Genomic DNA, 25,772 nt, shown 5'->3' on the forward strand with positions numbered 1-25,772 from the left:
ACGGCTAAAGTATAACCGAATATACTTTCACATTAGTAAACATATTCGTATTTATACTATCATTATAGTGTAAAATGACTAAGTTGCCAATAAAAAAGTTCGTTTTTTTAGGCTCTTTTCGTAAACATTGCTCCTGCGGTTACTCGTCGCACAAAAAAACTTGCTCCTGCGGTTACTCGTCGCACAAAAAAACTTGTTACTTTTTAACCGAAATAATAAAAAAAAAACTTAGATGAAGAATTGACCAAGTAGAATAAGTAAGAAAAGAGCAATGCTTACTAAATAAGTAGTGATATCTTAGTGTTTACTTAAGCAACAAACTTTATGAAAACAGCTTTTTTTTACAGCCTTTCCTGAACGGGAAAGCCCACTCCTTCAGGTGTGGGATGAAAGTGAAGTCAAATACGGAGTGCCACTGGTAAACCGAAGGTTTGTGGTGCTTCAAGTATTTGAAAGTTTAATTCTTTTTCTGAATTTCCGTTGCAGTTAAAAAGATAAACTGATACGATATTATTATGAATAATTATAGAAAAACAAACACAACTGTCTCATTAATTAACTATCATTTTGTATTTTGTCCTAGATATAGAAGGAAAATATTCCTACAAACAAATGTAGAAGAACGTTTTAAAGAGTTGGTGCGAGAAATATGTGCCGATTTAGAGATAATCATTGTTGCATTAGAATGCGATAAAGACCATACACACATGTTCCTAAATGCACTACCAACACTTAGTCCTGCTGATATTATGGCAAAAATTAAAGGAGTGACTTCAAAAAAGTTAAGAGAGGAATTCCCTCACCTTCAACATTTGCCTAGCTTATGGACGCGATCCTACTTTGTATCTACCGCAGGAAACGTATCGAGTGAAACAATTAAACAATACGTTGAAAATCAAAAAAAACGACAATAGGAAGGAGTTCAAACCTATGACAAGAAAAAGTACACCAAGCTATACAATTGAGTTCCCTTTGCACATACCCGTTTGGCAACAGAACCGTTTAGAAAAGAGATTCAAGATCGCTAGAGTGGTCTACAATTCTTGTCTAGGTGAAGCTCTTAAAAGACACAAAACTGTAAAATTAGATAAAAAATATCGTTTTCTCCTTAGCGAGCCTAAATCAAAAGAACGTGACAAGCAACTAGCAGAAATACGGTTAACCTTTGGTTTTTCTGAATATAGAATGCATCATTTTGTAAAATCGGTTCAACAAAAATTCAAAGAGAACATTGGTAGTTTAGAAGCGCAAAAGCTTGCTACTAGGGCTTTTGAGGCAGTCGAGAAACTTCATTATGGTAAAGCGAAAAGAGTTCATTTTAAATCATTTCATGATGATATTTCTGTTGAAAACAAATCCAATTCTACTGGGTTGCGATATTTGGATGGAAATATTCTTTGGGGAGATAAACCAACAAAGAAAAATCCTAAACCGAAAAAATGGCTTTGTATGCCTATTGAACCGAAAGTCGACGATGAATATGCTCATTTAGCTCTATTGGATAAGACAAAATATGTACGCATTCTAAAACGTGAAGTCCGTGGTAAGGTTCGATACTATGTACAACTCGTTCAAGAAGGATACCCACCTAAAAAACGCAACCGAGAGGTTGCTGATGATGAAACCAAACGAATTGGTATCGACATTGGTACATCAACTATTGCAATTAGTTCAGAAGATAAGGTGGAACTTCGTGAACTTGCACCAGAATGTAATACCGATGAAAGAGACCTTCGTCGCATTCAACGCAAAATGGACCGTTCGAAACGAACTACTAATCCTAATAATTTCAAAATCAATAGAACAGTTAAGAAAGGTAAATTAACCTGGTACTATTCCAATCAATACAAAAAAATGCGTCAAAAACGAAAAGAATTATATCGAAAAATCACTATTAAACGAAAAACAGCGCACGAAATTTTAGCAAATGATATTCTAACTCTCGGTTCTGATATTCGAGTAGAAACCATGCGGTTTCAGTCACTGCAAAAACGCGCGAAAAACACTAGTAGAAATAAGAAGAACGGAAAAATCAATCGTAAAAAACGATTTGGTAAATCAATTGCGAACCGTGCTCCTGCCATGCTACTCACAATCATTGACCGAAAACTTGCGTATCTGGGACGGTCTATTAAGAAAATAGATACTTATGCTACAAAAGCAAGTCAGTTCAATCATATAACTAACGAATACAACAAAAAACAACTTTCGGAGCGTTGGAATGATTTTGGTGAACTTGTCATCCAACGCGATTTATATAGTGCTTTTTTAATAGGTAACACAAATGAAACTCTTAATTCTGTTGATGTGGACCTTTGCAATGCGCAATGGGATAACTTTGTTAAGTTGCACGAACGTGAGATTGCACGACTAAAACAATCATCAAACAAAACATTGCGGTGGTTTGTCGCGTAAAATACAAACCTGATTGGTCGTGATAACGCCCAAGAGAAGTCGGAACGATAAGCACATCAAGAGTCTTTTAAGGCTTGTTGAGAGAAGTGCCTTGCTATACGCAATACGTCCGTTAATGTTCTAGGAGAACGTACACCAGTGTTTTGGCAGAAACTCTTTCCGCAAGGAAAGATAAGGGTGCTATTAAGAAGTGTACTAGAATCTATTAAGGTTCCATGTTTTTATGTATCTTAGAACCCCACTCCTTCAGGGGTGGGAGTTATCAGAAGTTTATAAGATGAGAAGGGGTCGTATCAGCCTTGAGAACAGTTTCCATTTGTTCTAGGGCAGCTCTGTTTGCCTCTATCGTGTTTGATGCCAGGCAATCAGAAGGAATATGAAGCTTGTATTTTAACATGAAAGCGTCATTGGCAGTGAATTGCACACACATGTTTCCGGCAATACCTGTGATGATGACGATCTTAACATTTAGATACTCAAGCAACAAATGCAGCGGTGTCGCGTAAAATCCAGAGTAAGAAGGTTTTAGGATATGGTAATCACCTTTTTCAGGTTTTAATAACTCGACAAACTCTTTTCCAACGTTATCTTCCTTTAAACATTCCAAGACAAGGTCTTTAAAGTCTGCCTGCCAATTCTTAAAGTTATCGTTAACGTAAATAACTGGTATTTTATGTTTGTTTGCCCGTTTTTTTAAGTTAGCAATGTTTTGCGCAATTGGTATTGTTTGTTCATATAGTTTCTCACCATCATCGAATTGAAAATGATTCACGACATCGATCAGTAATAGAGCGGTGTTTTCTTTTTGTTTCAAAAAAATCCCTCCTGGTTTTATTGTTTACAATAAATACTAAGTTCATCTATTTTTCCAGTGAAAAATTAAGGTTTAAAATTTCTGAATAGAAATATTATTTAGTCGTTGGTTATGGTATGATATTCTGCATAAAATATTTTCAGTTGTTGATATGGGGGGACTTCTCTTGAAGGAAAAAAAGCTTGAAATTCTACATTTGATTGAGGGAAATGCAAGGATTTCTGTTGAGATATTGGCAAAAATGGTTGATCTGTCTGTTGAAGAAACTGAGGCCATTATTAAGGAATTAGAAGAACAAAAGGTCATATTAGGCTACTCAGCCGTTATCGATTGGCCAAAAATTACAAGTGCAGAAACAGTAACGGCGATGATTGATGTGAAAGTAACCCCGAAACGTGGCGTAGGGTTTGATGATGTGGCTGAACGAATTTATCGTTTTCCCGAGGTAAGAGCCCTCTATTTAATGTCTGGTGCCTATGATCTATCTGTCGTGATTGAAGGAAAGACAATGAATGAGGTAGCTAGTTTTGTTTCACAAAAGCTTTCAACTCTAGATTCAGTCATCTCGACAACTACTCATTTTCAATTGAAAAAATACAAGCATGATGGAGTTGTATTTAGTGATGGTGAAGAAGATCATAGGATCGTGATTACTCCATGACATCTTGCACAAAAGGAAGAACTTCAAAGCTAGTTAACGCAATCCAACCATCAGGGATTCGTAGATTTTTTGATTTAGCCTCATCGATGGATAACATTATTTCTTTAGGAGTTGGAGAGCCGGACTTTATCACACCTTGGGTAGTACGTGAAGCCTGTATCTCCTCATTAGAGAGAGGATATACAGCCTATACAGCAAATGCTGGTATGCTGGAGCTCCGCGTCGAAATTGCGAATTACTTAGAGAAACAATTTCAATTGTCATATCATCCAAAAGACGAAATCATTGTAACTGTCGGCGCTAGTGAAGCGTTAGATATTGCTTTACGGGCTATTGTAGATCCTGGTGATGAAGTCATCGTCGTTGAACCTACCTTTGTTTCATATGCCCCACTAGTCACGTTAGCTGGAGGTAAGCCTATACCCGTTGGAACAACGGTTGAGACAAACTTTCGGTTAATGCCTGAGCAACTCAGAAAGGCGATTACCCCTAAGACGAAGGCAATTATGCTTAGTTTTCCTAATAATCCGACAGGCTCAACAATGTCTAAGGCTGAACTCGAAGCGATAGCCAAAATTGTTGAAGAGCATGACTTACTCGTTCTTTCGGATGAGATCTACGCTGAAATGACCTATGACCAGGAACACTCGAGTATTGCAAATATTGCTGGTATGAGAGATAGAACGATTATTATATCCGGTTTTTCAAAAGCCTTTGCGATGACTGGTTGGCGTTTAGGTTTTGTAACAGCACCAAGTGATATCACGAGTGCGATGTTGAAAATTCATCAATACACGATGATGTGCGCATCTACAATGGCTCAGCATGCGGCAATTGAAGCGCTGCAAAATGGAATGGATGATGTAAAAAAGATGGTGCAAAGCTACAAGCAACGCCGTAACTTTATTGTAAAATCATTTGCAGAAATTGGTCTTCCTTGCCACAACCCCGGAGGTGCGTTTTATGCGTTTCCTTCTATAAAAACAACAGGTCTTACTTCAGAACAATTTGCTGAAAAACTGCTCCTATCTGAACGAGTAGCTGTTGTACCAGGAAATGTCTTTGGTAGCGGAGGAGAAGGTCATATAAGATGCTCATACGCTACTTCCTTAGATAACCTAAAAGAAGCAGTAACGAGGATTGAACGGTTTATGAAAAACTTATAGCAACTAAAAACGACTAGCTTAAAAGCTAGTCGTTTTATGATTTTAAGTTTAGAAAATAGTCGAGTTTTAATGATATTTCTTGCTGAAAGTTCCTTCAAAGTTTCAGCTTACAAAAAAATAGATGAAACTCTAAGGGGAATTGTCATCTTTAAATAGAGCTGAAACACTTATCAAAAAAAAATAGACGAAACTCTATTGAGTTTCGTCTTTAAATAGGGGGAATACTAAATTGTATACATCTATATCTTTTCCTCAAAAAATGATTTTATTCATGTTTTATTAAAATTTTTGAAAAGATAGAGAATGGAAAGTTACCAATTTTTAATTACGTTTGTTTCTTAGTGAAGTTTTAGGTATAGTAACAAGTAGATTGAAACCACGGATTGAAAGGTGAATGCAATGGAAAATGGATTTATGCAGTTCGAACTTGCTCCTTTTTTACAAAAAGGATTAGAAAAAATGCAGATTACAACCCCGACACAAATACAAAGTGAAGCTATCCCAAAGATATTAGAGGGTAACAATGTTGTTGGTAGGTCAAAAACAGGTTCTGGAAAAACGTTAGCGTATTTACTGCCTCTTTTGACAAAGATGGATGAAAACAATAAAGAGCTACAAGGAATGGTGCTAGCTCCAACCCATGAATTAGCGATGCAAATTTATCGTGTCATGGAGGAGCTAGTGGCTGAAACGAATTTCCAAATAGATGTTTTTATTGGGAGTGCAAATGTTAAAAGGCAACTTGAGAAGCTTAAAAAACAAAAACCACAAATCATTGTTGGAACTCCGGGACGAATTTTAGAATTAGCTCAACAAAAAAAGTTGAAGATTCATCAATGTAAGATGGTAGTGGTTGATGAGGCAGATCGAATGCTGCAAGAGCGCGAAACGAGACAATCATTTGTGGAGATATCAAAACGAATGGATAAAGAAACGAACTATATGTTCTTCTCAGCGACAATTCCAGGGAGTTTATTGGATGATATCGAAACGCTTATTCGTGGCACCGTCACTTTGGTGTCTAGCGATGAGAAACTTGAGACTGAAAAAGTAGAACATGCCTTTTTGAAATGTGAAGACCGTGAGCGAATTGATGTTGCCAGAAGACTTGTGCATAGTTTGAAAATTAAACGTGGGATCATCTTTGTTAACCACTTGGATAAAGTAGCTGAAACAACTGAGAAGTTTTTATTTAAAGGAATGAAAGCTGCCGCACTTTCAAGTGACAGTGATAAACATCAGCGCGCAAAAGTCTTACAACAATTACAAACGGGAGAAATTGAAGTAATTGTTGCCTCGGATGTTGCAGCTAGAGGTCTTGATGTTGACGACGTAACCCATATTATTAATCTTCATCCACCTGTAGACGCTGATGCATATGTTCATCGTGCCGGAAGGACTGGACGCATGGGGAAAAAAGGTGTAGTTATTACGCTAGTAACCCATAAGGAATTTTTTATCATTGATAAATTCCAAAAGAAATTAGGATTAAAAATGACGGAAAAAGAACTGGCATTTGGAAAGGTCTCGGACAAATAGTATTAATAAATGGCATAAAGAGAAGATGGTACTAACTATATGTTAGTGCCATCTTTTTGGCTTCACTGGGTCTGGCATAGGTTGTTTTAAAAGATTAATCTAGCAAAAGCGTAAAATTACACTTCAAATTTAATCATAATTATAGATGGGCTCTATCAAATTGAAAATGAACTTTGTAAGAAAAGTACCAAATCCCCATTGTTTTCGATACCAATTATGTTATAATTTTCCTTGTAAGCGCTTTAGAGGTTAGACCTCTTACATCATTCGGTTCTAATCTACCGTTTTTAACTAACATTACAAAGGAGGGTGAGAGGTAAGTATTTTCTTAGATTTTGAGATATTATGAGGAGGAATTATATGTTTATTCGAAAACACAAAAGGCATGTTTCACTATTCTTAATTTTTATCCTTTTATTTTCGCAATTTTTTACTTTTCCAGTTGGACAAGCTTCGGCAGAAAACAGCAATTATGTTTTAAAGGTGCTTCATACCAATGATACTCATTCCAAAATCGACGGACTGGGCAAAGCGGCTGCTTACTTAAAGGCAGAGCGCGCTAAAGTACAACACTCACTTTACTTAGATGCAGGAGATATATTTAGTGGTAACCCTGTTGTCGACTTGCAAAATGGGAAACCAATTGTCGAAATATTAAACAAAATGGATGTAGCTGCGATGGCCATTGGTAATCATGAATTTGACTACGGCCAAGCGGCATTTGCTGCAAATGAAGAGTTATCTAACTTTCCTTGGTTAAGCGCCAATATGAAAGTTATCGATCAAACTATTCCTATTAAACAACCAGAACCTTATATAATAAAAGATATGGGAGAGTTTAAAGTAGGAATTTTATCTTTAACTCAAGCTCCACCAGCAACAGCGCCAGCAGGTGTTGTTGGAATAGAGTTTCATCCTTATAACCAAACTGTTGAGCAGTATAAATTTTTACGCCAAGAGGTAGATGTGTTTATCGCGTTAACTCACATTGGCTATCCTGATGACCGTAAACTTGCACAGGACTTTCCGGGTTTATTTGATGTTATCATTGGTGGTCATTCTCATACACAATTGAATACACCAAATACTGACTTCGGTACGCCAATTGCTCAAGCAGGTGGAAACCTTAGTCATATAGGGAATTTAACAATTGAGATTGATAAAGACACTAAGAAGGTAGTTAAGGTTAATGGTCATTTACAAGCTGTTTCTGCTCTTACTGACACTGACGCAGAAATTCAAGCTTTAATCAACAAATATAACGAAGAAAGCAACGAGCTACTGGGTGTTAAGATTGGTTATACAAACACTGGCCTTAATCGATCTGGAAGCGGAGACGTTACATTAGGGAATTTCTGGACAGATGCAATGCGCGACTTTACAGATGCAGACATTGCTTTAACAAATAGCGGAGGCCTTCGTGCAAACATAGAACCAGGTGATATCACGAAACGTGACATTTACACTATTGAGCCTTTTGCAAATGAGATTATGGTTATTGAAATGACAGGTGCAGCTCTCAAAAATGTCATTCATTATTCATATACGAGATCAAATCGTAACCGTATTGACCTGCAATCATCTGGCTTACATTACACAATTAAAACAGATGCAGCAGGTGGTTACCTAGATTCAGAGCTTTTCGTTGCTGGAGAGCCGGTTAACCCTACTAATCTGTATAAAGTAGCTGTAGGCGATTATATTGGAACCGGTGGTTCAGGTTACAACTTCGAAGGAACTGTTTTATCAGGGCTATCAGGATTTATGACTGATGCAATGATTAACTTTGCCGAGAAACTAACAGCCCAAGGAAAGGCAATAGACTATACAGTTGAAGGCCGTATTAAAGTTATTATTGATTCAAATGCACCAGTACCTGGTACTGTAATTGGAACAACTACAAATGGTTTATTTTCTCAAAATAAAGATAAAGTCGATGTTGGTTTAGGAAACCTATATACTGACTCAATTCGTGCAATAGGAAATACCGAAATTGGTATGCTAAATGCGTCATCAGTTAATGGTGAAATTCCAGCAGGAAATATTACCGATAAACAAATTGAGAGTTTAGATCAATATGCAAACGAAGTTGTTGTTGTAAATGCGAAAGGTGAAGACATTGAGAAAGTAATTCTTTCACAATCCAATCACCATAAACGTGTAGATTTACAAGTTTCGGGATTGAAATATAAACTTATTGAAAACGAAGAACCTACTCCTAAGTATAGTGGAGTGGAAATCGTTCTCGCAGACGGAACAGCATTCGATAAAAATGCTGTATACAAAGTTGCTTATAACAACTACATGCACGGAACAACATTTTATGGTTTAGGTTCTGACGTAGTTAGTGAAAACGGGAAGGTTTGGGAAGCTGTTGTTGAGTATGTTAAAGCTCAAACTAGTGCAATAGATTATGTTGAGGGAGAAAGGATAACAATTCAAAGTGCGGGTGGAGTAGTAGATCCTGACCCAATTAATCCAGATTATTTAACAGTTGCACAAGCGATAGCTAACAATAGTGGGAAAGGAACTGTTAGAGGTTATGTAATTGGGCATACGACTTTAGGTCCTAACTTCCACTTTACACCTCCATTTGCTGATAATAACAACTTAATTTTAGCAGATAGTCCTGACGAGCGGGATCCAAGTAAATTCTTACTCGTTCAAATTACAGCAGGATTTAGAACTGAATTTGGTCTTTTGACGAATCCAGAGATTATTGGTGGGAAAATTGAAGTAACTGGTAATCTAGAAGCCTACTTCTCAAGACCAGGCTTAAGATCTCCTACTTCTTTTGAATTTGTTGTAGAAGCTCCAAGCCAACATGAATTAGTGATCATGGGTACAACGGACATTCATGCCCATATCATGCCATACGACTACATGGCTGATGCAGTGGACCAAAAATTTGGTTTAGCAAAAGTGTACACATTAGTGAAACAATTAAGAGAGCAACACAACAATACGTTACTAGTTGATAATGGAGACATCATTCAAGGAAGTATCTTAGGCTACATTGAAGCAGTGGTAGATCCTCAAGAGAAAAACTCAATCATTGAAGCAATGAACATGATGGGTTATGATGCTGGAACAATCGGTAACCATGAGTATAACTTTGGTTTACCATTCCTTGATGGCGTTGTTGAGGCTTCAAACTTCCCATGGTTAAGTGCCAACACGTACAATGTAAGTGATGACAAACACCGTTACGAGCCATATGTCATCCTTGATAGAATGGTAGATGGCAAGCCAATTAAGATTGGTGTCATTGGGTTTGTCCCACCACAAGTTATGATTTGGGATAAAATGCATTTAAACGGCAACATCTATGTAAATGAAATCGTAGAATCAGCGAAAAAATATGTTCCTGAAATGAAAGCAAAAGGCGCAGATGTAATCGTGGTTACTGCACACTCAGGATTTGACTTATCTGAGAATGCAAGTGAAAATGCATCTTACCAATTAAGCCAAATTGAAGGAATTAACGCATTAGTTACAGGACACCAACACTATGTGTTCCCAAGCTCTAGATACGCAGATACACCAGGGGCTGATCTTGCAAAAGGAACACTAAATGGCGTACCAACAGTTATGCCAGGTGCATGGGGAGATCATTTAGGGGTTATTACACTAGAACTTCAAAATGACAACGGTACATGGACAGTGGTTGATGGCGGAGCGAAAGCAATGCCAACAGTTAGCTATCAAGCAGATCCTGAAATGGTTGCTTTAGTAAAAGATCGTCATGAACAAACGATTGAGTATGTAAACAACCCAGTAGGTAAAACGGCAACACCGTTAAATACGTTCTTCTCGCGTGTCGCACCAAACAAGGTTGTCCAATTAGTGAATGATGCTCAAATCGAGTTCGCTACTAAGCATTTTGCAGGAACAGAGTATGAAAATATGCCACTTCTTTCTGCAGCAGCACCATTTAAAGCAGGACGTCATGGCGCTTCATACTTCACAAATGTAGAAGATGGAATTGCGATTAAAGATATCGCAGATATCTACATCTACAACAACACATTACAAATTGTAAAAGTAGATGGAACAGACTTATTGAGATGGTTAGAAGGAAACGCAAATAACTTTAACCAAATCGATCCGAATAAAACGGAAGATCAAACTTTACTGGATTATAACTTCCGCGGCTTTAACTTTGATACGATTGCAGGAATTGAGTATCAAATTGATGTAACAAAACCAAAAGGACACCGTATTGTTAATGTCACGTACGAAGGAAAGCCAGTGACAGCGGATATGGAATTCTTAGTTGTGGCAAATAACTACCGTGCTTCTGGTGGTGGAGATCATCTTCTAAACGCACCAAGCGTAGAGATCGTATACTCCGGAACAGAAGAAAACCGTGAAGTTATCATTGACTATGTAAGCTCTCGTGATGTCATTAATGTAGAGTTAGTGAACAACTGGTCAATCGTTCCGGTAGAAACAAAAGGAAATGTCGTTTTCAGAAGCTCACCTCTAGGAAAAGATTATATTGAAGCAAATAACTTAACATTTGTATCATATATCGGTGAAGGTACAGATGGTTGGGCAATGTATAAGTTTAACTTTGAATTCCCGAAACCAACAACTCACGAACTAGTCATCATGGGTACAACAGACATTCATGCTCACATCATGCCTTACGATTACATGGCAGATGCAGTGGACCAAAAATTTGGTTTAGCAAAAGTGTACACATTAGTTAAACAATTAAGAGAGCAGCACAACAATACGTTACTAGTTGATAATGGAGACATCATCCAAGGAAGTATCTTAGGCTACATTGAAGCAGTGGTAGATCCTCAAGAGAAAAACTCAATCATTGAAGCAATGAACATGATGGGTTATGATGCTGGAACAATCGGTAACCATGAGTATAACTTTGGTTTACCATTCCTTGATGGCGTTGTTGAGGCTTCAAACTTCCCATGGTTAAGTGCCAACACGTACAATGTAAGTGATGACAAACACCGTTACGAACCATATGTCATCCTTGATAGAATGGTAGATGGCAAGCCAATTAAGATTGGTGTCATTGGGTTTGTCCCACCACAAGTTATGATTTGGGATAAAATGCATTTAAACGGCAACATCTATGTAAATGAAATCGTAGAATCAGCGAAAAAATATGTTCCTGAAATGAAAGCAAAAGGCGCAGATGTAATCGTGGTTACTGCACACTCAGGATTTGACTTATCTGAGAATGCAAGTGAAAATGCATCTTACCAATTAAGCCAAATTGAAGGAATTAACGCATTAGTTACAGGACACCAACACTATGTGTTCCCAAGCTCTAGATACGCAGATACACCAGGGGCTGATCTTGCAAAAGGAACACTAAATGGCGTACCAACAGTTATGCCAGGTGCATGGGGAGATCATTTAGGGGTTATTACACTAGAGCTTCAAAATGACAACGGTACATGGACAGTGGTTGATGGCGGAGCGAAAGCAATGCCAACAGTTAGCTATCAAGCAGATCCTGAAATGGTTGCTTTAGTAAAAGATCGTCATGAACAAACCGTTGCTTATGTAAACAATCCAGTTGGTGCAACAGCTACACCGTTAAACACATTCTTCTCACGTGTAGCACCAAACAAGGTTGTCCAATTAGTGAATGATGCTCAAATCGAGTTCGCTACTAAGCATTTTGCAGGAACAGAATATGAAAATATGCCGCTTCTTTCTGCAGCAGCACCATTTAAAGCAGGACGTCACGGCGCTTCCTACTTCACAAATGTAGAAGATGGTATTGCGATCAAAGATATCGCTGATATCTACATCTACAACAACACATTACAAATCGTCAAAGTAAATGGTTCAGACTTATTAGGTTGGTTAGAAGTAAATGCATATAACTTTAACCAAATTGATCCGGAAAAAGAGGAAGATCAAGTTCTACTTGATTATAATTTCCGTGGCTTTAACTTCGATACAATTACAGGAATTGAGTATCAAATCGATGTAACACAACCAAAAGGACAACGCATTGTCAATGTAACGTACCAAGGCCAACCGGTAACAGCGGGGATGGAATTCTTAGTCGTTACAAACAATTACCGCGCTTCTGGCGGTGGGGATCACCTCCTTAACGCACCAAGCGTAGAAGTTGTGTACTCAGGAACGGAAGAAAACCGTGAGGTCCTCATCGACTATGTAAGTTCACGTGACTTAATTGACGTTCAACTAGTGAACAACTGGTCTCTTGTCCCTGTAGAAACAAAAGGAAATGTAGTCTTCAGAAGTTCTCCACAAGGAAAAGACTATATGGACGCAAATGACTTAACATATGTATCTTATCTTGGTGAGGGTGTAGATGGTTGGGCTATGTATAGCTTCAACTTTGCAGGACAAGTATTCCCAGGAGATGGCGAACCAGGAGATGGCAAACCAGGAGACGGCGAACCAGGAGATGGAGAACCAGGAGATGGAGAACCAGGAGACGGCGAACCAGGAGATGGCGAAACAACACCTGGAACTAAGAAACCTGTGAAGAAAGAAAAAGATAAAGAAAAGAAAGAGAAAAAAGGCGAGAAGCTTCCAAATACAGCAACGAATAATATGAATTTATTATCAGGCGGTATTTTATTAGTCGCAATTTCTTTCCTTCTTTATGGCATTCGTAGAAAAAGACGTTTTGGCGTAAATTAACTTTAAAGAGGATGACCCAATAGGGAGGAACCTTTTCCCTATTGGTCATCTTTTTCTCTTTATATCTTACATATAATCGTAGTAAGCATCTAAGATATAATAATCTTTAGAGATATAGAAGTTGTGCTCAACAAACTAAAAAAGGGGGAACAAGATGGTAAAAGCCTTTGTAAATAATATTGAAGTTGAATTATTTTATGGTGCAACTTTGAAACATGCCATACTGAGGGCAAATGAAAGTCTGTATAAAAAGGTAATAAAAGGTCAGGCAATAATTAAAGATCAAGAAGGTAATGTAGTAGATATTGGAGGGAGTTTAGGGGAAGGTTTTCGATATTTTGTTGAAGAGACAGAATAATGTTCGGAAAAATACAATGATAAATTTCCTCTTGAAATCTAAAAAGTACAATTATTAAAAAAAGGGTGCTAACATTTTGTTGGCACTATTTTATTTTTTTACCACTTTAGCAAACGTCCAACTCCGAATTCTTGTTAGAAAAATAGTGGTGAGTAGTTAGAAGTTTAAACACTAAAAAATCTATTAAAATGAATTGTGGAATGTGATGAATTATAATCAATTAATGTTGGTACATAATTCAACAAATTATGATTTAAAAAACTTCGATATATGCTATAATTTACCTTGTAAGCGCTATTATTGGTTAGACATCTTACATCATGAGATGAAAGTTTGTTCTTTAATCAATTGATAATAATAAAGGAGGCGAGGCTAAATATAGTAGTTTCTCATATTTAAATATGAGGGAGCTATTTGCACAAGAGATAAAAGAGAAGTTTTCAGTTATTGCGAGAAATTTGTAGAACAAAAACAGTAAAAATGTTACAATTTGGTGACAAAAGTGTTATGTTAATTTTAGCTTACTGGAAATGCTTTAAAAATAGCTTGCATATTATTTATATAAATTTTGTACATGCTATTTTAAGAGATTTACAAGGTAATATTTTAAGAGTTTACATTTGTATTTTTATTAATATATTTCCTTTTCGTTAAGCTAATAGATTTTAATCATAAGGAGGAAGTCTTTTGAAAATTTTTAAGAATAAGATGTTTATTTTAACAACAATTTTTCTCATGCTTTTCAATTATGTAGTACCGGTTATGTCAATTGCTTCTGCATCTTCTGTGGTTCCTAACCTAGAAGAAGTTCAAGCAAATGTTGAAGTAACAAATGCGGAAGATCTATTTACTTTATCGATCATGCATACCAATGATACGCATGCTCATGTTGAGGGTTACCCGCGTTTATTTACGGCAGTAAATGAAATTCGTGGCAAAAAAGAGAATACACTACTAGTCGATGCTGGTGACGTTTTCTCAGGTACGCTTTATTTTAACAAGTATTTAGGACAAGCTGACTTATATTTTATGAATCTACTTGGTTATGACGCAATGACTTTCGGAAACCATGAATTTGATAAAGATTCTGCTATTCTTGCAAACTTTGTTAAAAACATGGAATTTCCAATGGTATCCTCTAACGTAAACGTGAAGGCAGATACTGAATTAGGTCCATTGTTTAAAGATGAAATTGGTACCCCTGGTGATGGCGGTAGTATTTATCCTGCAATTATTAAAGAGTTTGATGGGGAGAAGGTAGGAATTTTCGGATTAACAACCGAAGATACAGCATTCCTTGCAAGCCCTGGGGAAAATGTCATTTTTGAAGACGCGATTGAAAAATCAAAACAAACAGTTGCAATGCTTCAAGCTGAAGGAGTAAACAAAATTATTGCTCTTTCACACTTAGGTTACACACCAGATGTACAATTAGCGAATGCAGTTGAAGGCATAGACGTAATCGTTGGTGGTCATTCTCATATTCGATTAAATGCACCAGTTGTCATTAATAACAGTGAGCCAACAATTATCGTTCAAGCTGGTGAATACTTACAACATTTAGGGCTACTAGATGTAACTTTTGATGCAGATGGGGTTGTTACAAGTCAAAATGGTCAACTAATTGCTTTGGCTGGCTATGAAGAAGATGCAGCAACAAAAACAAAAGTATTAGAATATAAAGCTCCACTTGAAGAACTAAGACAACAAGTAGTTGGAAGTTCTCTAGTTGATCTTAACGGAGCTCGTAACGACGTTCGGACGAAAGAAACAAATTTAGGTAACTTAATCGCAGATGGAATGGTTGCTAAAGCTAATGAATCAGTTAAAACACATATTGCACTTCAAAACGGTGGTGGAATTCGCGAATCGTTTCCAGCAGGAGACATCACATTAGGACAAGTTCTTACAGTACTTCCATTTGGAAACAACCTTGTAACACTAGACTTAACAGGGGCAGAACTTTTAGCAGCTCTAGAGCATAGTGTAAGTGAAGTAGAAACAGCACAAGGCAAATTCTCACAAGTATCGGGAATTAAGTTTAAGTACGATATCAACAAACCGGCTGGTCAAAGAGTGTGGTTCGTAGAAGCTAAAACCGATAACGGATTTGAGGTTCTTGATTTATCGAAAACGTATAGAATTGCTACAAATGCCTTCGCAGCTGATGGTGGAGACGGCTTCACAATGTTTAAAAAAGCAAAAGATGAAGGACGAATGACAGAACTATTTGTAGTTGATTTTGAGGTGTTTACATCTTATTTAGAAAAACATAGTCCTGTTTCACCTGCAGTTGAAGGAAGAATTGTTCAGGCTGTTAACCCAGACGAGCCAAGCAAACATGAGCTAGTCATCATGGGTACCACTGATATCCATGCACATATCATGCCTTATGACTACATGGCTGATGCAGTTAACCAAAACTTTGGATTAGCGAAAGTGTACACACTAGTACAACAATTAAGAGCACAACATCCAAATACATTATTAGTAGATAATGGAGACATTATCCAAGGAAGTATTTTAGGTGATATTGAAGCAGTGGTGGATCCTCGTAAAGAAGGAGAAACGCATTCGATCATTGCAGCGATGAACATGATGGGCTATGATGCAGCTGCAATTGGAAACCATGAATATAACTTTGGTTTACCGTTCTTAGATGGAGTTGTAGCAGAATCTAACTTCCCATGGTTAAGTGCCAACACGTATAACGTAAGTAACAACGAACACCGTTATGAGCCGTACGTGATTTTAGATCGTGAAGTTGATGGCAAGCCAATTAAGATTGGTGTCATCGGTTTTGTTCCACCACAAGTAGTGATCTGGGACAAAATCCACTTAAACGGTAACGTGTATGTTAACGAAATCGTTGAAACAGCGAAAAAATATGTACCAGAAATGAAAGAAAAAGGTGCGGATGTCATCGTCGTTGCTTCTCACTCAGGTTTTGACCTTTCTGAGAATGCAAGTGAAAATGCATCTTACCAATTAAGTCAAGTTGAAGGCATTAATGCGTTAATTACAGGTCACCAGCACTATGTGTTCCCAAGTGCTAGATACGAAACAACACCAGGCGCAGATATCGAAAAAGGAACGTTAAACGGCGTACCAACAGTGATGCCAGGGGCATGGGGAGATCATTTAGGTGTAATCAAGCTTCAATTAGCAAATGAGAATGGAAGCTGGACAGTAATTGATGGTGGCTCACAAGCACTACCAACAAAAGACTTTGAAGCAGATGTGGATATGGTTGCGTTAATCAAAGACCGCCATGAACAAACAATTGCTTATGTAAACAGCCCGGTTGGCTCAACAGCAACACCGCTAAATACATTCTTCTCACGTGTTGCACCAAACAAAGTTGTTCAATTGATCAACGATGCTCAACTAGAGTTTGCAGGCAATTATTTTGCAGGAACAGAGTATGAAAATATTCCACTTCTTTCTGCAGCAGCACCATTTAAAGCAGGACGTAACGGAGTTTCATATTTACGAATGTAGAAGATGGCATTGCGATCAAAGATATAGCCGATATCTACATTTACAACAACACATTACAAGTAGTAAAAGTTAATGGCTCAGACTTATTAGGTTGGTTAGAAGTAAATGCGTACAACTTTAACCAGATTGACCCAGAAAAAGAGGAAGATCAAATCTTAATCGATTACAACTTCCGTGGCTTTAACTTCGATACAATTGCAGGAATCGAGTATCAAATTGATGTAACAAAACCAAAAGGTCAACGTATTGTCAACGTAACATACCAAGGCCAACCTGTCACAGAAGGTATGGAATTCTTAGTTGTTACAAATAACTATCGTGCTTCTGGTGGCGGAGACCACATCCTAAATGCACCAAGTGCAGAAGTAGTCTACTCAGCAACAGAAGAAAATCGTGAAGTATTAATTAATTACGTTCGTAACCGTGAAACAATTGATGTTCAATTAGAAAGCAACTGGTCAATCGTGCCTGTAGAAACAAAAGGGAATGTTGTCTTCAGAAGTTCTCCACTAGGAAAAGACTACATTGAAGCAAACGATTTAACGTATGTTTCATATCATGGAGAAGGTGAAGATGGTTGGGCTATGTACAGCTTCAACTTTGCAGGACAAGTATTCCCAGGAGATGGCGAACCAGGGGACGGTGAACCAGGAGACGGTGAACCAGGAGATGGCGAAACAACACCTGGAACTAAGAAACCTGTGAAGGAAGAAAAAGATAAAGAAAAAGATAAAGAAAAGATAAAGAAAAAGATAAAGAAAAGAAAGAGAAAAAAGGCGAGAAGCTTCCAAATACAGCAACGAATAATATGAATTTATTGTCAGGCGGTATTTTATTAGTCGCAATTTCTTTCCTTCTTTATGGCATTCGTAGAAAAAGACGTTTTGGCGTGAATTAATGTTAACCAGATGACTCATCAGGGATGTTCCCTATGAGTCATCTTTCTTTTTGATTGAAAACGAAAAAAACAACAAGGGATATTTGAGACTGCTTGTTGTTTAGATTAAGAACACAAATAAGAGCAAAGTAACAATAGAGGTTGCTAACTGAATGCTAGCAACCTCTTTTTAAGCAAGATTTGTATCTTATAAAATTCCCAACGCATGCAAAATACCAAGGTAATTGCAGTAGGAGTTACATATCGAATTAAAAAGAACCAGACGTTAAACAGGCGATAAGGTACAGTAGAGCCTTCAGACATTTCTTTGTATAGCTTTTCCTTAGGGATTTTCAAGGTTATAAAGATAGCAATTAGTAATGCCCCTAATGGTAGTAAATAGTTACTAACAAGGAAATCCATGAGATCAAAGAATGTTCTCCCATAAATCATATACTCTCCTAATAAACCGAAGGAAAGGGCTGAGGGAATACCTAAAATGAATATAAACATTCCTGATGTCCATGCTGTTTTCTGACGTAGTTCATGTCGTCCTTTAGTGAGTGAAGCGACGATAATTTCTAGTAATGAAATCGACGAGGTAATAGTTGCAAATAAAAGTAAAGCTAGAAATAAAACGACAAAGATTGCACCGAAAGCCATCTCATTAAAAACGGCGGGTAAAACGGTGAAAATAAGGCTTGGACCTTCGGCAGGTTCAAATCCTAAGGCAAAAACAGCTGGAAATATGGCTAATCCGGCTAAAATTGAGATCAATATCGTTAAGCCTACAACTGAAAACATCGACCTAGGTAAACTTTCCCCCTTTGCAAGTAAGAGCTATAGGTGACCATTGTTGACAACCCAAGACTCAAAGCAAAAAATGCTTGTCCCATAGCGAATAAAATCGTTTCAGAAGTCACAGCTGAAAAATCAGGCTTTAAGAAAAAGCTAACACCTTCCATCGCTCCTTCTAATGTTAGCGAACGGATCACTAAAACAATAAATAATAGAAAAAGTGAGGGCATCATAATTCGCGTAACTCGCTCGATCCCCTTTTGGACTCCACCTTGAACGATTAGAATCGTTAAAAATATGAAAATAAAGTGCGCTCCTACTGCCTGAGCAGGGTTTGAAATAATCGTTCCAAACATTTGTTGATACTCTTCAAGCTCAAGACCAGTTAGCCCTCCTGTGAGGCTTCGTAAAAAGTAGTTGACAATCCATCCGCCAACAACACTATAAAAAGATAATAAAATAATCGACGTTCCAACTCCTAATTTACCAACCCAAGTCCAGTTAGAATTAGGGGCTATACTTCTGTAAGCAGAAATGGCTTCTTTCTGAGTACTTCTTCCAATAATAAATTCCGAAATAAGCAGAGGTGCTCCTAAAAACACGATAAACAGTAGGTAAATTAAGAAAAATGCCCCGCCACCGCTTGTCCCAGCTACATAAGGAAGCTTCCAAATTGCTCCTAATCCAATCGCAGACCCTGCTGCCGCTAAAATAAATCCAATCTTTGATGACCATTGATTTTTTGACATTCACAAACGCCCTTTTTTAAAAGTAATGTCAACTACTATAAGGTGAACTAATTGACTTGTCAATTGTTACTTTTTCCTACTAGTATGAAAAATACTACAATTACGATTCTGTATGCGCAGTAAAGTTATCAAAAATGCGACCAAAACCTAGCATGAAACGAAATTTTATATTATTATTAGTAGTCGATGAATTTAAAGGGCGGAAAAAGGAGTTTTTATTTTGAAACGCAATCATGGAAAAAAGAACAATCGAAAAAAGTCACAATTAGCAAGTGCAAACCAACGATTAGTTAATTTTCAGAAGAATTCCCCACAGAAATTTAAACTAGTATTTGATCACTACCAACAAGGCCAACGTGAATTACAAGTAGGGGCCATTAGCGAAGCAAAAATAAGTTTTGAAAATGCTCTGAGGTTTTACCCCGAGTATATTCCAGCACTAAATAATATAGCGGTCATTTATGGTCTTAAAGGGAACTATAGAGAAGCCTTCTTATATGTAAAAAAAGTCATTAAACTTGATGAGCATGAAGTGTTCGCGCTCATACAAGGGGCTATATTCTTATACCGTCTACAAAGAGAAAAGGAAGCGGAAGTTTTTGCAGATAAAGCCTTCGTTTCTTTTGAACAACGAGAAGGAATTGATCCATATCATGACTATGATATGTTACAAAAGCTAGCGGAAATGCTCTCTGTCCTTCAACTTGATGATAAACTTTCAAGATTATATATGACGAAAAAAGCCCAGCTTGCTCCAATCTCAATATATCGTTCGGCATTAGCACTTAGTAATCAAGAATTATATGAAGAAGCCTGCACTGCTTTTACCTATATTACAGATGCCTCACTCAAAGAAAAAAGTATGTATTTACACACAAGTCTAGAATTATTCCTACAAGAAAACTTATCTGTGCCAAAGTTTTATGCAGAGGAAGAAAGCGGATTTGAGCAATTGATGGCTATCCGAGCACTTTTTATTGGGGACGAGCAGCAGAAGCATGCTAGCCTTAGTTACTTAAAAGAAACAAAGACAAAATGGACGGTAGATGTGGTCAAACAATCGCTGCTATCGGAAAAACTTAAAGATTGGCTTAAGAAATCACTCCTATCAATTTTGGCTGACTGGGGCGAAGCTGAAAAGCCAGTTCCGATTTTAATAGATGGGGAACTACAACATATTTCTTTGCAACCAATTGAAGTGTCATTAAATGAAGAAATGACAATCCTCTTTGGGGAAGCCAAGATGAATATCGCTAAGGGTAAAGTTGCTGAAAGCATTTCTACATTGAAAATAGTTCATGAAGCTGTACCGACGTATATACCGGTGTATCTTGAATTGGCCAATGCATATGTAGCTCTACGAGACTTTACTAAAGCAGAAATCTACTTAAAAGAAGCATTGAAGATTACACCACTTGCAAGTGTTTTCTTAGGGTTTGCAAAGTTTTATAAAACAACCGGTGAACTTGTAAAATCACTTGAAAACTTGATGAACTTTGATACAAGACAGTTAGAAACTGCTGCTGAAGTGTATGAAGCGATTGAGTTAAAGGTAGAACTCACTAACGAACAATTAGGCAGTGAAAAAGCTCTTACTGTATTTTTTGACGAAAAAGAAAAATACAAATCTGTTCTAGCTGATTGGGAGGTTTTTGAAGATAAACTTAAACCAATTCTTGAATCTGAAGTAACAGAAGATAGTACTGAAGAAACTGAGGATGAAATTTCCCAATTAGAAAAATACACAAAAGACAAGCTCGTTGCTATAGCTAAATCAAATAACCTTCGAGGATACTCAAAGTTTAATAAAAAAGACTTAATTCAATTTCTTAAAATAGAGCTCTTTGATAAAGAACTTTTAAAATTGTAGCAGTTTTAGCCTAAATGTATGAATGGGTTTCATATTTTAGTTAAAAATAACAAAGTATCTCAATTGTGTATAAATCAGTGTCTTTGTTTATTGTGACAATCTATGCTATACTTAATAAGTTAAAAAATAGTTAGGAGTTGTTTTCATGTCAGGTCAATTAGAAGTAGGAAGTGTAGTAGAAGGAAAGGTTACAGGAATTAAGCCTTTTGGGGCTTTTGTAGCTATCGATGAAGAAAAACAAGGATTAGTTCATATTTCTCAAGTAGCGCACGGATTTGTTAAAGATATTAACGACCACCTTTCAGTAGGTGATGAAGTAAAAGTAAAAGTTATGTCAATTGACAGTGAAACTGGAAAAATTTCTCTTTCAATTCGTGAAACAGTAGCTGCACCAGAAAAGCCAGCTAGACCAGCAAAACCACGTGTTGAAAGACCAAGAAAAGTTGAAGCTGCAACTCAAGAAAAGAGCCAAGGTTTTAACACTCTTGAAGAAAAATTAAAAGGCTGGTTAAAACAGTCAAATGAAATTCAAGCTGATTTAAACAAGCGTACAAAGAAATAACTAAAAGTAGCAATCGATCTGTAGTCGGTTGCTTTTTTGTTTGTTCAAAAGCATTCTAAGACAAATATTTGTCTAATTTGTGTCGAAACAAACCGTTCTTTCCATTATATCCACCAAAAATGACAAATTATTCCCTAGGAAATGAGAAAAGAGGCTGACTTTGTAAATGTCAGTCGTCCTAGGGGAAAACAGTACATCTACAAGCCAGCCTCACTAGCTAGAAAGAGCTTATCTTTCAGTTTGTGGGCTTCTTTCTAATTCTTCATCAGGTTTGAAAAGGATGGAGATACAATATAAACCTGCAAGTCCGACTAATGCATAAATAAATCTTGAAAATCCAGCAGCTTGACCACCAAAGATGGCAGCAACTAAATCGAAGCGAAAGAACCCAATTAAGCCCCAATTAATCGCACCAATAATTGCAAGTACTAAAGCAAAGCGTTGAATTCCGCTCATTCCTCTCACCTCCTTAAACGGGGGATTCGTAAGTAATAGAAGAGCCTGCTCGTCAAAGTAGAGTGACAAGTCAAGTTTTCTTATCTATCCAATTAAAGAATAGTATAAGAAGCTAACCTTCTACTGTTAGAATGACAAAGTAAGTAGATATTTATACATTTTGGCAATTAAAAAGTAGAATTTAAAATGTAAAATGTAGAATTTTATAAAGATATGCTTTACTTTCACTTATTTCATCATTTAAAATTGCTTTTGCTTTACGAAAAGGCTGTTATCGTAAAGTTTGTTGCTTTCGTAAAAATCCCAAAATCCGGATTTTTACACATAAACACCAAGATATCACTATTTATTTAGTAAGCATTGCTCTTTTCTTACTTTTTCTACTAGGTAATTCTTCATCTAAGGGATTTTTCCAATTAATTTAGGTTAAAAAGAAACAATGTTTACGAAAAGAGCTTTACGAAAAAAAGGAAAATCGTACATAATAGGAAATGAAAGAAAGGATGGATGAGAGTATGGATAATTTTATTTTTCAAAATCCGACGAAGTTAATTTTCGGTCGAAATCAAGTCGAGCAGTTACAAAAAGAAGTGCCTCAGTATGGGACTCGAGTGCTACTTGTTTATGGTGGCGGGAGTATCAAACGGAATGGATTATATGACACCATCCTAGAGCAATTAACTCATTGTGGTGCAGAAGTCTTTGAGCTTGCGGGTGTGGAACCAAACCCACGACTTTCTACTGTACAAAAAGGGGTAGAAATCTGCAAAGCAGAAAACATTGAATTTATCTTAGCTGTCGGGGGCGGAAGTGTCCTCGATTGTACAAAAGCAATTGCAGCAGGTGCTCATTATGATGGAGATGCGTGGGACATTGTTACAAGAAAACACATCCCTACATCAGCACTGCCATTTGGTACGGTCTTAACTTTAGCGGCAACAGGTTCTGAAATGAACTCTGGATCGGTCATTACCAATTGGGAAACGAAAGAGAAATATGGCTGGGGAAGTCCACATGTTTATCCGAAATTCTCAATTTTAGATCCTGTAAACACGTTTAGTGTACCAAAGGATCACACGGTTTATGGAGTTGTCGATATGATGACCCATGTATTTGAACAATATTTTCATCCAACGTCAAATACACAACTTCAAGAAAGAATGTGCGAAGCAGTTCTCCTAACGGTCATTGAGGCTGCACCTAAACTGATAGAAGATCTTGAAAATTTTGAGCTTCGTGAAACAATCCTATATTCTGGGACGATTGCATTAAATGGATTTTTACAAATGGGAGCTAGAGGAGATTGGGCATCCCATAATATCGAACATTCTATTTCAGCAGTATACGACATTCCTCATGCGGGAGGTTTAGCAATTATCTATCCGCAATGGCTCAGACATGTAAAGGAAACCGGACTAAGAAAGTTAAATCAATTAGCGGTTCGTGTTTGGAACGTCGATCCAACAGATAAGACTGAGTTAGAAGTAGCAGAAGAGGGAATTCAAAAGTTAGAGCAATTTTGGCAAAGTCTTGGCGCACCAAGTCATTTAAAAGATTACAGCATTGATAACACCAATATTGAGCTAATGGCAGACAAAGCAATGGTTAATGGTCCTTTTGGTAATTTTAAGAAATTATCAAAAGAAGATGTCGTGGAAATCTTAACAAAATCACTTTAAATTGGAACAAACATTGGGACAAAACACAACCCGATGTTTGTTTTTTTTAACTATTTTTCGTTGGTTACGCTTACATCAAAAACAGACCTTGATTTGTTGTTTTTCTTTTAATAAAGTGAATGTGGGAGTTATTGGCATGCCTAAATTCTGATTAATTATTGAGAGGTAAGCCTAGTTTTATCCTCGATAACATATACTAAGGCTATGTCCAAACGAGCTAAACAAAGAGGAGGATATATTAATGAGTGAAAAATTACATTTTGACTATTCAAAGGCATTACATTTTATCCAAGAGCACGAAGTTACTTACCTACAAGACGCAGTGACAGCTGCACATAACGCTTTACATAATAAAACTGGTGCAGGAAATGACTATGTAGGTTGGGTTGACCTGCCAGAAAACTATGATCGAGAGGAATTTTCTCGTATTAAACAAGCAGCTGAAAAGATTAAAAGTGATTCAGATGTATTACTAGTTGTAGGAATTGGCGGATCATATTTAGGTGCGCGAGCTGCAATTGAAGCCTTAAATCATAGCTTTTATAATGTGCTAGCAAAGGAAGGACGCAAAACACCACAAATTATTTTTGTCGGTCATAACATTAGTTCGACTTATGTCCGTGACCTTTTTGATGTACTAGAAGGGAAAGACGTTTCAGTGAACGTGATCTCTAAATCTGGTACAACGACAGAGCCGGCAATCGCCTTCCGTATTTTCCGTGATTACTTAGAGAAAAAATACGGTGTCGAAGAAGCACGTCGTCGTATTTTTGCAACAACAGACAAAGAGCGTGGTGCTTTAAAAACATTAGCTACTGATGAAGGCTATGAGTCATTTGTTGTACCTGACGATGTTGGTGGGCGTTATTCAGTTCTTACTGCGGTAGGGTTATTACCGATTGCAGTAAGTGGAGTAGATATTGATGCAATGATGCAGGGTGCTAATGATGCACGTAAAGACTTAGACAATCCTGATCTGCAAACAAACAATTCTTATCAATATGCGGCTGTTCGTAATGCCCTATATAATAAAGGGAAAACAATTGAATTAATGGTTAACTACGAGCCGTCCTTACACTTTGTTGCAGAATGGTGGAAGCAGCTTTTCGGAGAAAGTGAAGGAAAGGACCAAAAAGGAATTTTTCCGGCCTCTGTTGATTTCTCTACTGATCTTCATTCTATGGGTCAATATGTTCAGGATGGTCGCAGAGATTTATTTGAAACAGTCCTACAGGTAGAAAAGTCCGAAAAAGAAATCATTATTGAAGAAGCATCTAGTGACCTTGATGGCCTAAACTATTTAGCTGGAAAAACGATGGATTTTGTAAATAAAAAAGCCTTCGAAGGAACAATGTTAGCTCATACTGATGGTGGTGTACCAAACTTAATCGTTTCAATTCCAGAATTAACACCATATCATTTTGGTTACATGGTGTATTTCTTCGAAAAAGCTTGTGCAATCAGTGGATACTTACTAGGGGTGAACCCATTTGATCAACCGGGTGTTGAAGCCTACAAGAAAAATATGTTTGCACTTCTTGGAAAGCCAGGATTTGAAGAAGAAAAGGCAAAATTAGAAGCACGTTTAAAATAGAACGAACATGGGGGAGCTAATGGCTCTCCTCTTTTTTTGTTTACATGTTCTTTCTCAATTAGGACAACCTAAA

At 37.2% G+C, this 25,772-nt stretch carries 16 protein-coding genes and 1 pseudogene; 14 read left to right on the top strand and 3 right to left on the bottom strand.

The genetic code is table 11. The annotated features are described in order from the left end of the window. The first annotated feature begins 512 nt into the window (after positions 1 to 512). Together tnpA and H1D32_RS24525 are read left to right on the top strand one after the other, a co-directional pair. Positions 513 to 914, top strand: coding sequence for an IS200/IS605 family transposase (gene tnpA / locus H1D32_RS24520; RefSeq protein ID WP_261180802.1), 402 nt, complete (start codon positions 513 to 515; stop codon positions 912 to 914). Positions 915 to 930: 16 nt separating this feature from the next. Then, a complete protein-coding gene (locus H1D32_RS24525) occupies positions 931 to 2,415 on the top strand; it encodes a transposase (protein ID WP_261180789.1) in 1,485 nt (494 codons plus the stop codon). A 262-nt stretch (positions 2,416 to 2,677) separates the two neighbouring features. On the opposite strand, the gene H1D32_RS24530 is transcribed toward H1D32_RS24525, so the two are convergent. After that, on the bottom strand, positions 2,678 to 3,229 hold the full coding sequence (locus tag H1D32_RS24530; protein WP_261180790.1) for a cysteine hydrolase family protein: 552 nt from the start codon (positions 3,227 to 3,229) through the stop codon (positions 2,678 to 2,680). Positions 3,230 to 3,380: 151 nt separating this feature from the next. Here H1D32_RS24530 and H1D32_RS24535 point away from each other — a divergent pair, with 151 nt between their 5' ends. The 8 genes from H1D32_RS24535 (at position 3,381) to H1D32_RS25605 (ending at position 18,012) form a co-directional block, all read left to right on the top strand. Beyond that, positions 3,381 to 3,890 carry an Lrp/AsnC family transcriptional regulator gene (locus H1D32_RS24535; RefSeq protein ID WP_261180791.1) on the top strand — a complete coding sequence of 170 codons (510 nt, stop codon included), beginning with the start codon at positions 3,381 to 3,383 and terminating at the stop codon, positions 3,888 to 3,890. After that, a complete protein-coding gene (locus tag H1D32_RS24540; protein ID WP_261180792.1) occupies positions 3,887 to 5,056 on the top strand; it encodes an aminotransferase in 1,170 nt (389 codons plus the stop codon). The genes H1D32_RS24535 and H1D32_RS24540 overlap by 4 nt, the downstream gene beginning before the upstream one ends. A gap of 399 nt (positions 5,057 to 5,455) precedes the next feature. Then, entirely contained in the window at positions 5,456 to 6,595 is a 1,140-nt protein-coding gene (locus H1D32_RS24545) for a DEAD/DEAH box helicase (protein WP_261180793.1), read from the top strand. Between the two features lie 360 nt (positions 6,596 to 6,955). Further along, positions 6,956 to 13,255, top strand: a complete 6,300-nt coding sequence (locus tag H1D32_RS24550) for a bifunctional 2',3'-cyclic-nucleotide 2'-phosphodiesterase/3'-nucleotidase (protein ID WP_261180794.1) — start codon at positions 6,956 to 6,958, stop codon at positions 13,253 to 13,255. Between the two features lie 154 nt (positions 13,256 to 13,409). After that, positions 13,410 to 13,613: a hypothetical protein gene (locus tag H1D32_RS24555; RefSeq protein WP_261180795.1), complete on the top strand. Its 204-nt coding sequence runs from the start codon at positions 13,410 to 13,412 to the stop codon at positions 13,611 to 13,613. Positions 13,614 to 14,300: 687 nt separating this feature from the next. Continuing rightward, complete coding sequence (locus H1D32_RS24560; protein ID WP_261180796.1) at positions 14,301 to 17,114, top strand: 5'-nucleotidase C-terminal domain-containing protein; 2,814 nt, start codon at positions 14,301 to 14,303, stop codon at positions 17,112 to 17,114. A gap of 14 nt (positions 17,115 to 17,128) precedes the next feature. Next, on the top strand, positions 17,129 to 17,926 hold the full coding sequence (locus H1D32_RS24565; protein WP_261180803.1) for a 5'-nucleotidase C-terminal domain-containing protein: 798 nt from the start codon (positions 17,129 to 17,131) through the stop codon (positions 17,924 to 17,926). Further along, positions 17,923 to 18,012, top strand: a complete 90-nt coding sequence (locus H1D32_RS25605; RefSeq protein WP_396126338.1) for a hypothetical protein — start codon at positions 17,923 to 17,925, stop codon at positions 18,010 to 18,012. The genes H1D32_RS24565 and H1D32_RS25605 overlap by 4 nt, the downstream gene beginning before the upstream one ends. 187 nt (positions 18,013 to 18,199) lie before the next feature. On the opposite strand, the pseudogene H1D32_RS24570 reads toward H1D32_RS25605, so the two are convergent. Beyond that, positions 18,200 to 19,538 (bottom strand): annotated as a pseudogene (locus H1D32_RS24570) (sodium-dependent transporter). A gap of 220 nt (positions 19,539 to 19,758) precedes the next feature. Between H1D32_RS24570 and H1D32_RS24575 the strand changes: the two are divergent. Beyond that, positions 19,759 to 21,408 (top strand): hypothetical protein, encoded by a 1,650-nt coding sequence (locus H1D32_RS24575; RefSeq protein ID WP_261180797.1) that lies wholly within the window; start codon positions 19,759 to 19,761, stop codon positions 21,406 to 21,408. Positions 21,409 to 21,553: 145 nt separating this feature from the next. Next, positions 21,554 to 21,970 carry a S1 domain-containing post-transcriptional regulator GSP13 gene (gene yugI, locus H1D32_RS24580; protein ID WP_261180798.1) on the top strand — a complete coding sequence of 139 codons (417 nt, stop codon included), beginning with the start codon at positions 21,554 to 21,556 and terminating at the stop codon, positions 21,968 to 21,970. A 228-nt stretch (positions 21,971 to 22,198) separates the two neighbouring features. Here yugI and H1D32_RS24585 read toward each other — a convergent pair whose 3' ends face one another. Then, entirely contained in the window at positions 22,199 to 22,426 is a 228-nt protein-coding gene (locus H1D32_RS24585) for a DUF378 domain-containing protein (RefSeq protein ID WP_071317845.1), read from the bottom strand. 515 nt (positions 22,427 to 22,941) lie between these two features. On the opposite strand from H1D32_RS24585, the gene H1D32_RS24590 reads away from it, so the two are divergent. Next, positions 22,942 to 24,105 (top strand): iron-containing alcohol dehydrogenase, encoded by a 1,164-nt coding sequence (locus tag H1D32_RS24590; RefSeq protein WP_261180799.1) that lies wholly within the window; start codon positions 22,942 to 22,944, stop codon positions 24,103 to 24,105. 241 nt (positions 24,106 to 24,346) lie between these two features. Further along, the gene (locus H1D32_RS24595) at positions 24,347 to 25,699 is read left to right on the top strand and encodes a glucose-6-phosphate isomerase (protein WP_261180800.1); all 1,353 of its coding nucleotides are present in this window, start codon (positions 24,347 to 24,349) and stop codon (positions 25,697 to 25,699) included. Positions 25,700 to 25,772: the final 73 nt, after the last annotated feature.

Source organism: Anaerobacillus sp. CMMVII, assembly GCF_025377685.1.
In the GTDB taxonomy this organism is placed as follows: domain Bacteria; phylum Bacillota; class Bacilli; order Bacillales; family Anaerobacillaceae; genus Anaerobacillus.

Excerpts from the sequence above, each read along its gene's own strand:
- H1D32_RS24590 (WP_261180799.1), top strand. The coding sequence starts at position 22,942 with ATGGATAATTTTATTTTTCAAAATCCGACGAAGTTAATTTTCGGTCGA.
- H1D32_RS24550 (WP_261180794.1), top strand. The coding sequence starts at position 6,956 with ATGTTTATTCGAAAACACAAAAGGCATGTTTCACTATTCTTAATTTTT.
- H1D32_RS24540 (WP_261180792.1), top strand. The coding sequence starts at position 3,887 with ATGACATCTTGCACAAAAGGAAGAACTTCAAAGCTAGTTAACGCAATC.
- H1D32_RS24595 (WP_261180800.1), top strand. The coding sequence starts at position 24,347 with ATGAGTGAAAAATTACATTTTGACTATTCAAAGGCATTACATTTTATC.
- H1D32_RS24535 (WP_261180791.1), top strand. The coding sequence starts at position 3,381 with ATGGGGGGACTTCTCTTGAAGGAAAAAAAGCTTGAAATTCTACATTTG.
- H1D32_RS24525 (WP_261180789.1), top strand. The coding sequence starts at position 931 with ATGACAAGAAAAAGTACACCAAGCTATACAATTGAGTTCCCTTTGCAC.
- H1D32_RS24585 (WP_071317845.1), bottom strand. The coding sequence starts at position 22,426 with ATGAGCGGAATTCAACGCTTTGCTTTAGTACTTGCAATTATTGGTGCG.
- yugI (WP_261180798.1), top strand. The coding sequence starts at position 21,554 with ATGTCAGGTCAATTAGAAGTAGGAAGTGTAGTAGAAGGAAAGGTTACA.
- H1D32_RS25605 (WP_396126338.1), top strand. The coding sequence starts at position 17,923 with ATGAATTTATTGTCAGGCGGTATTTTATTAGTCGCAATTTCTTTCCTT.
- H1D32_RS24545 (WP_261180793.1), top strand. The coding sequence starts at position 5,456 with ATGGAAAATGGATTTATGCAGTTCGAACTTGCTCCTTTTTTACAAAAA.
- H1D32_RS24555 (WP_261180795.1), top strand. The coding sequence starts at position 13,410 with ATGGTAAAAGCCTTTGTAAATAATATTGAAGTTGAATTATTTTATGGT.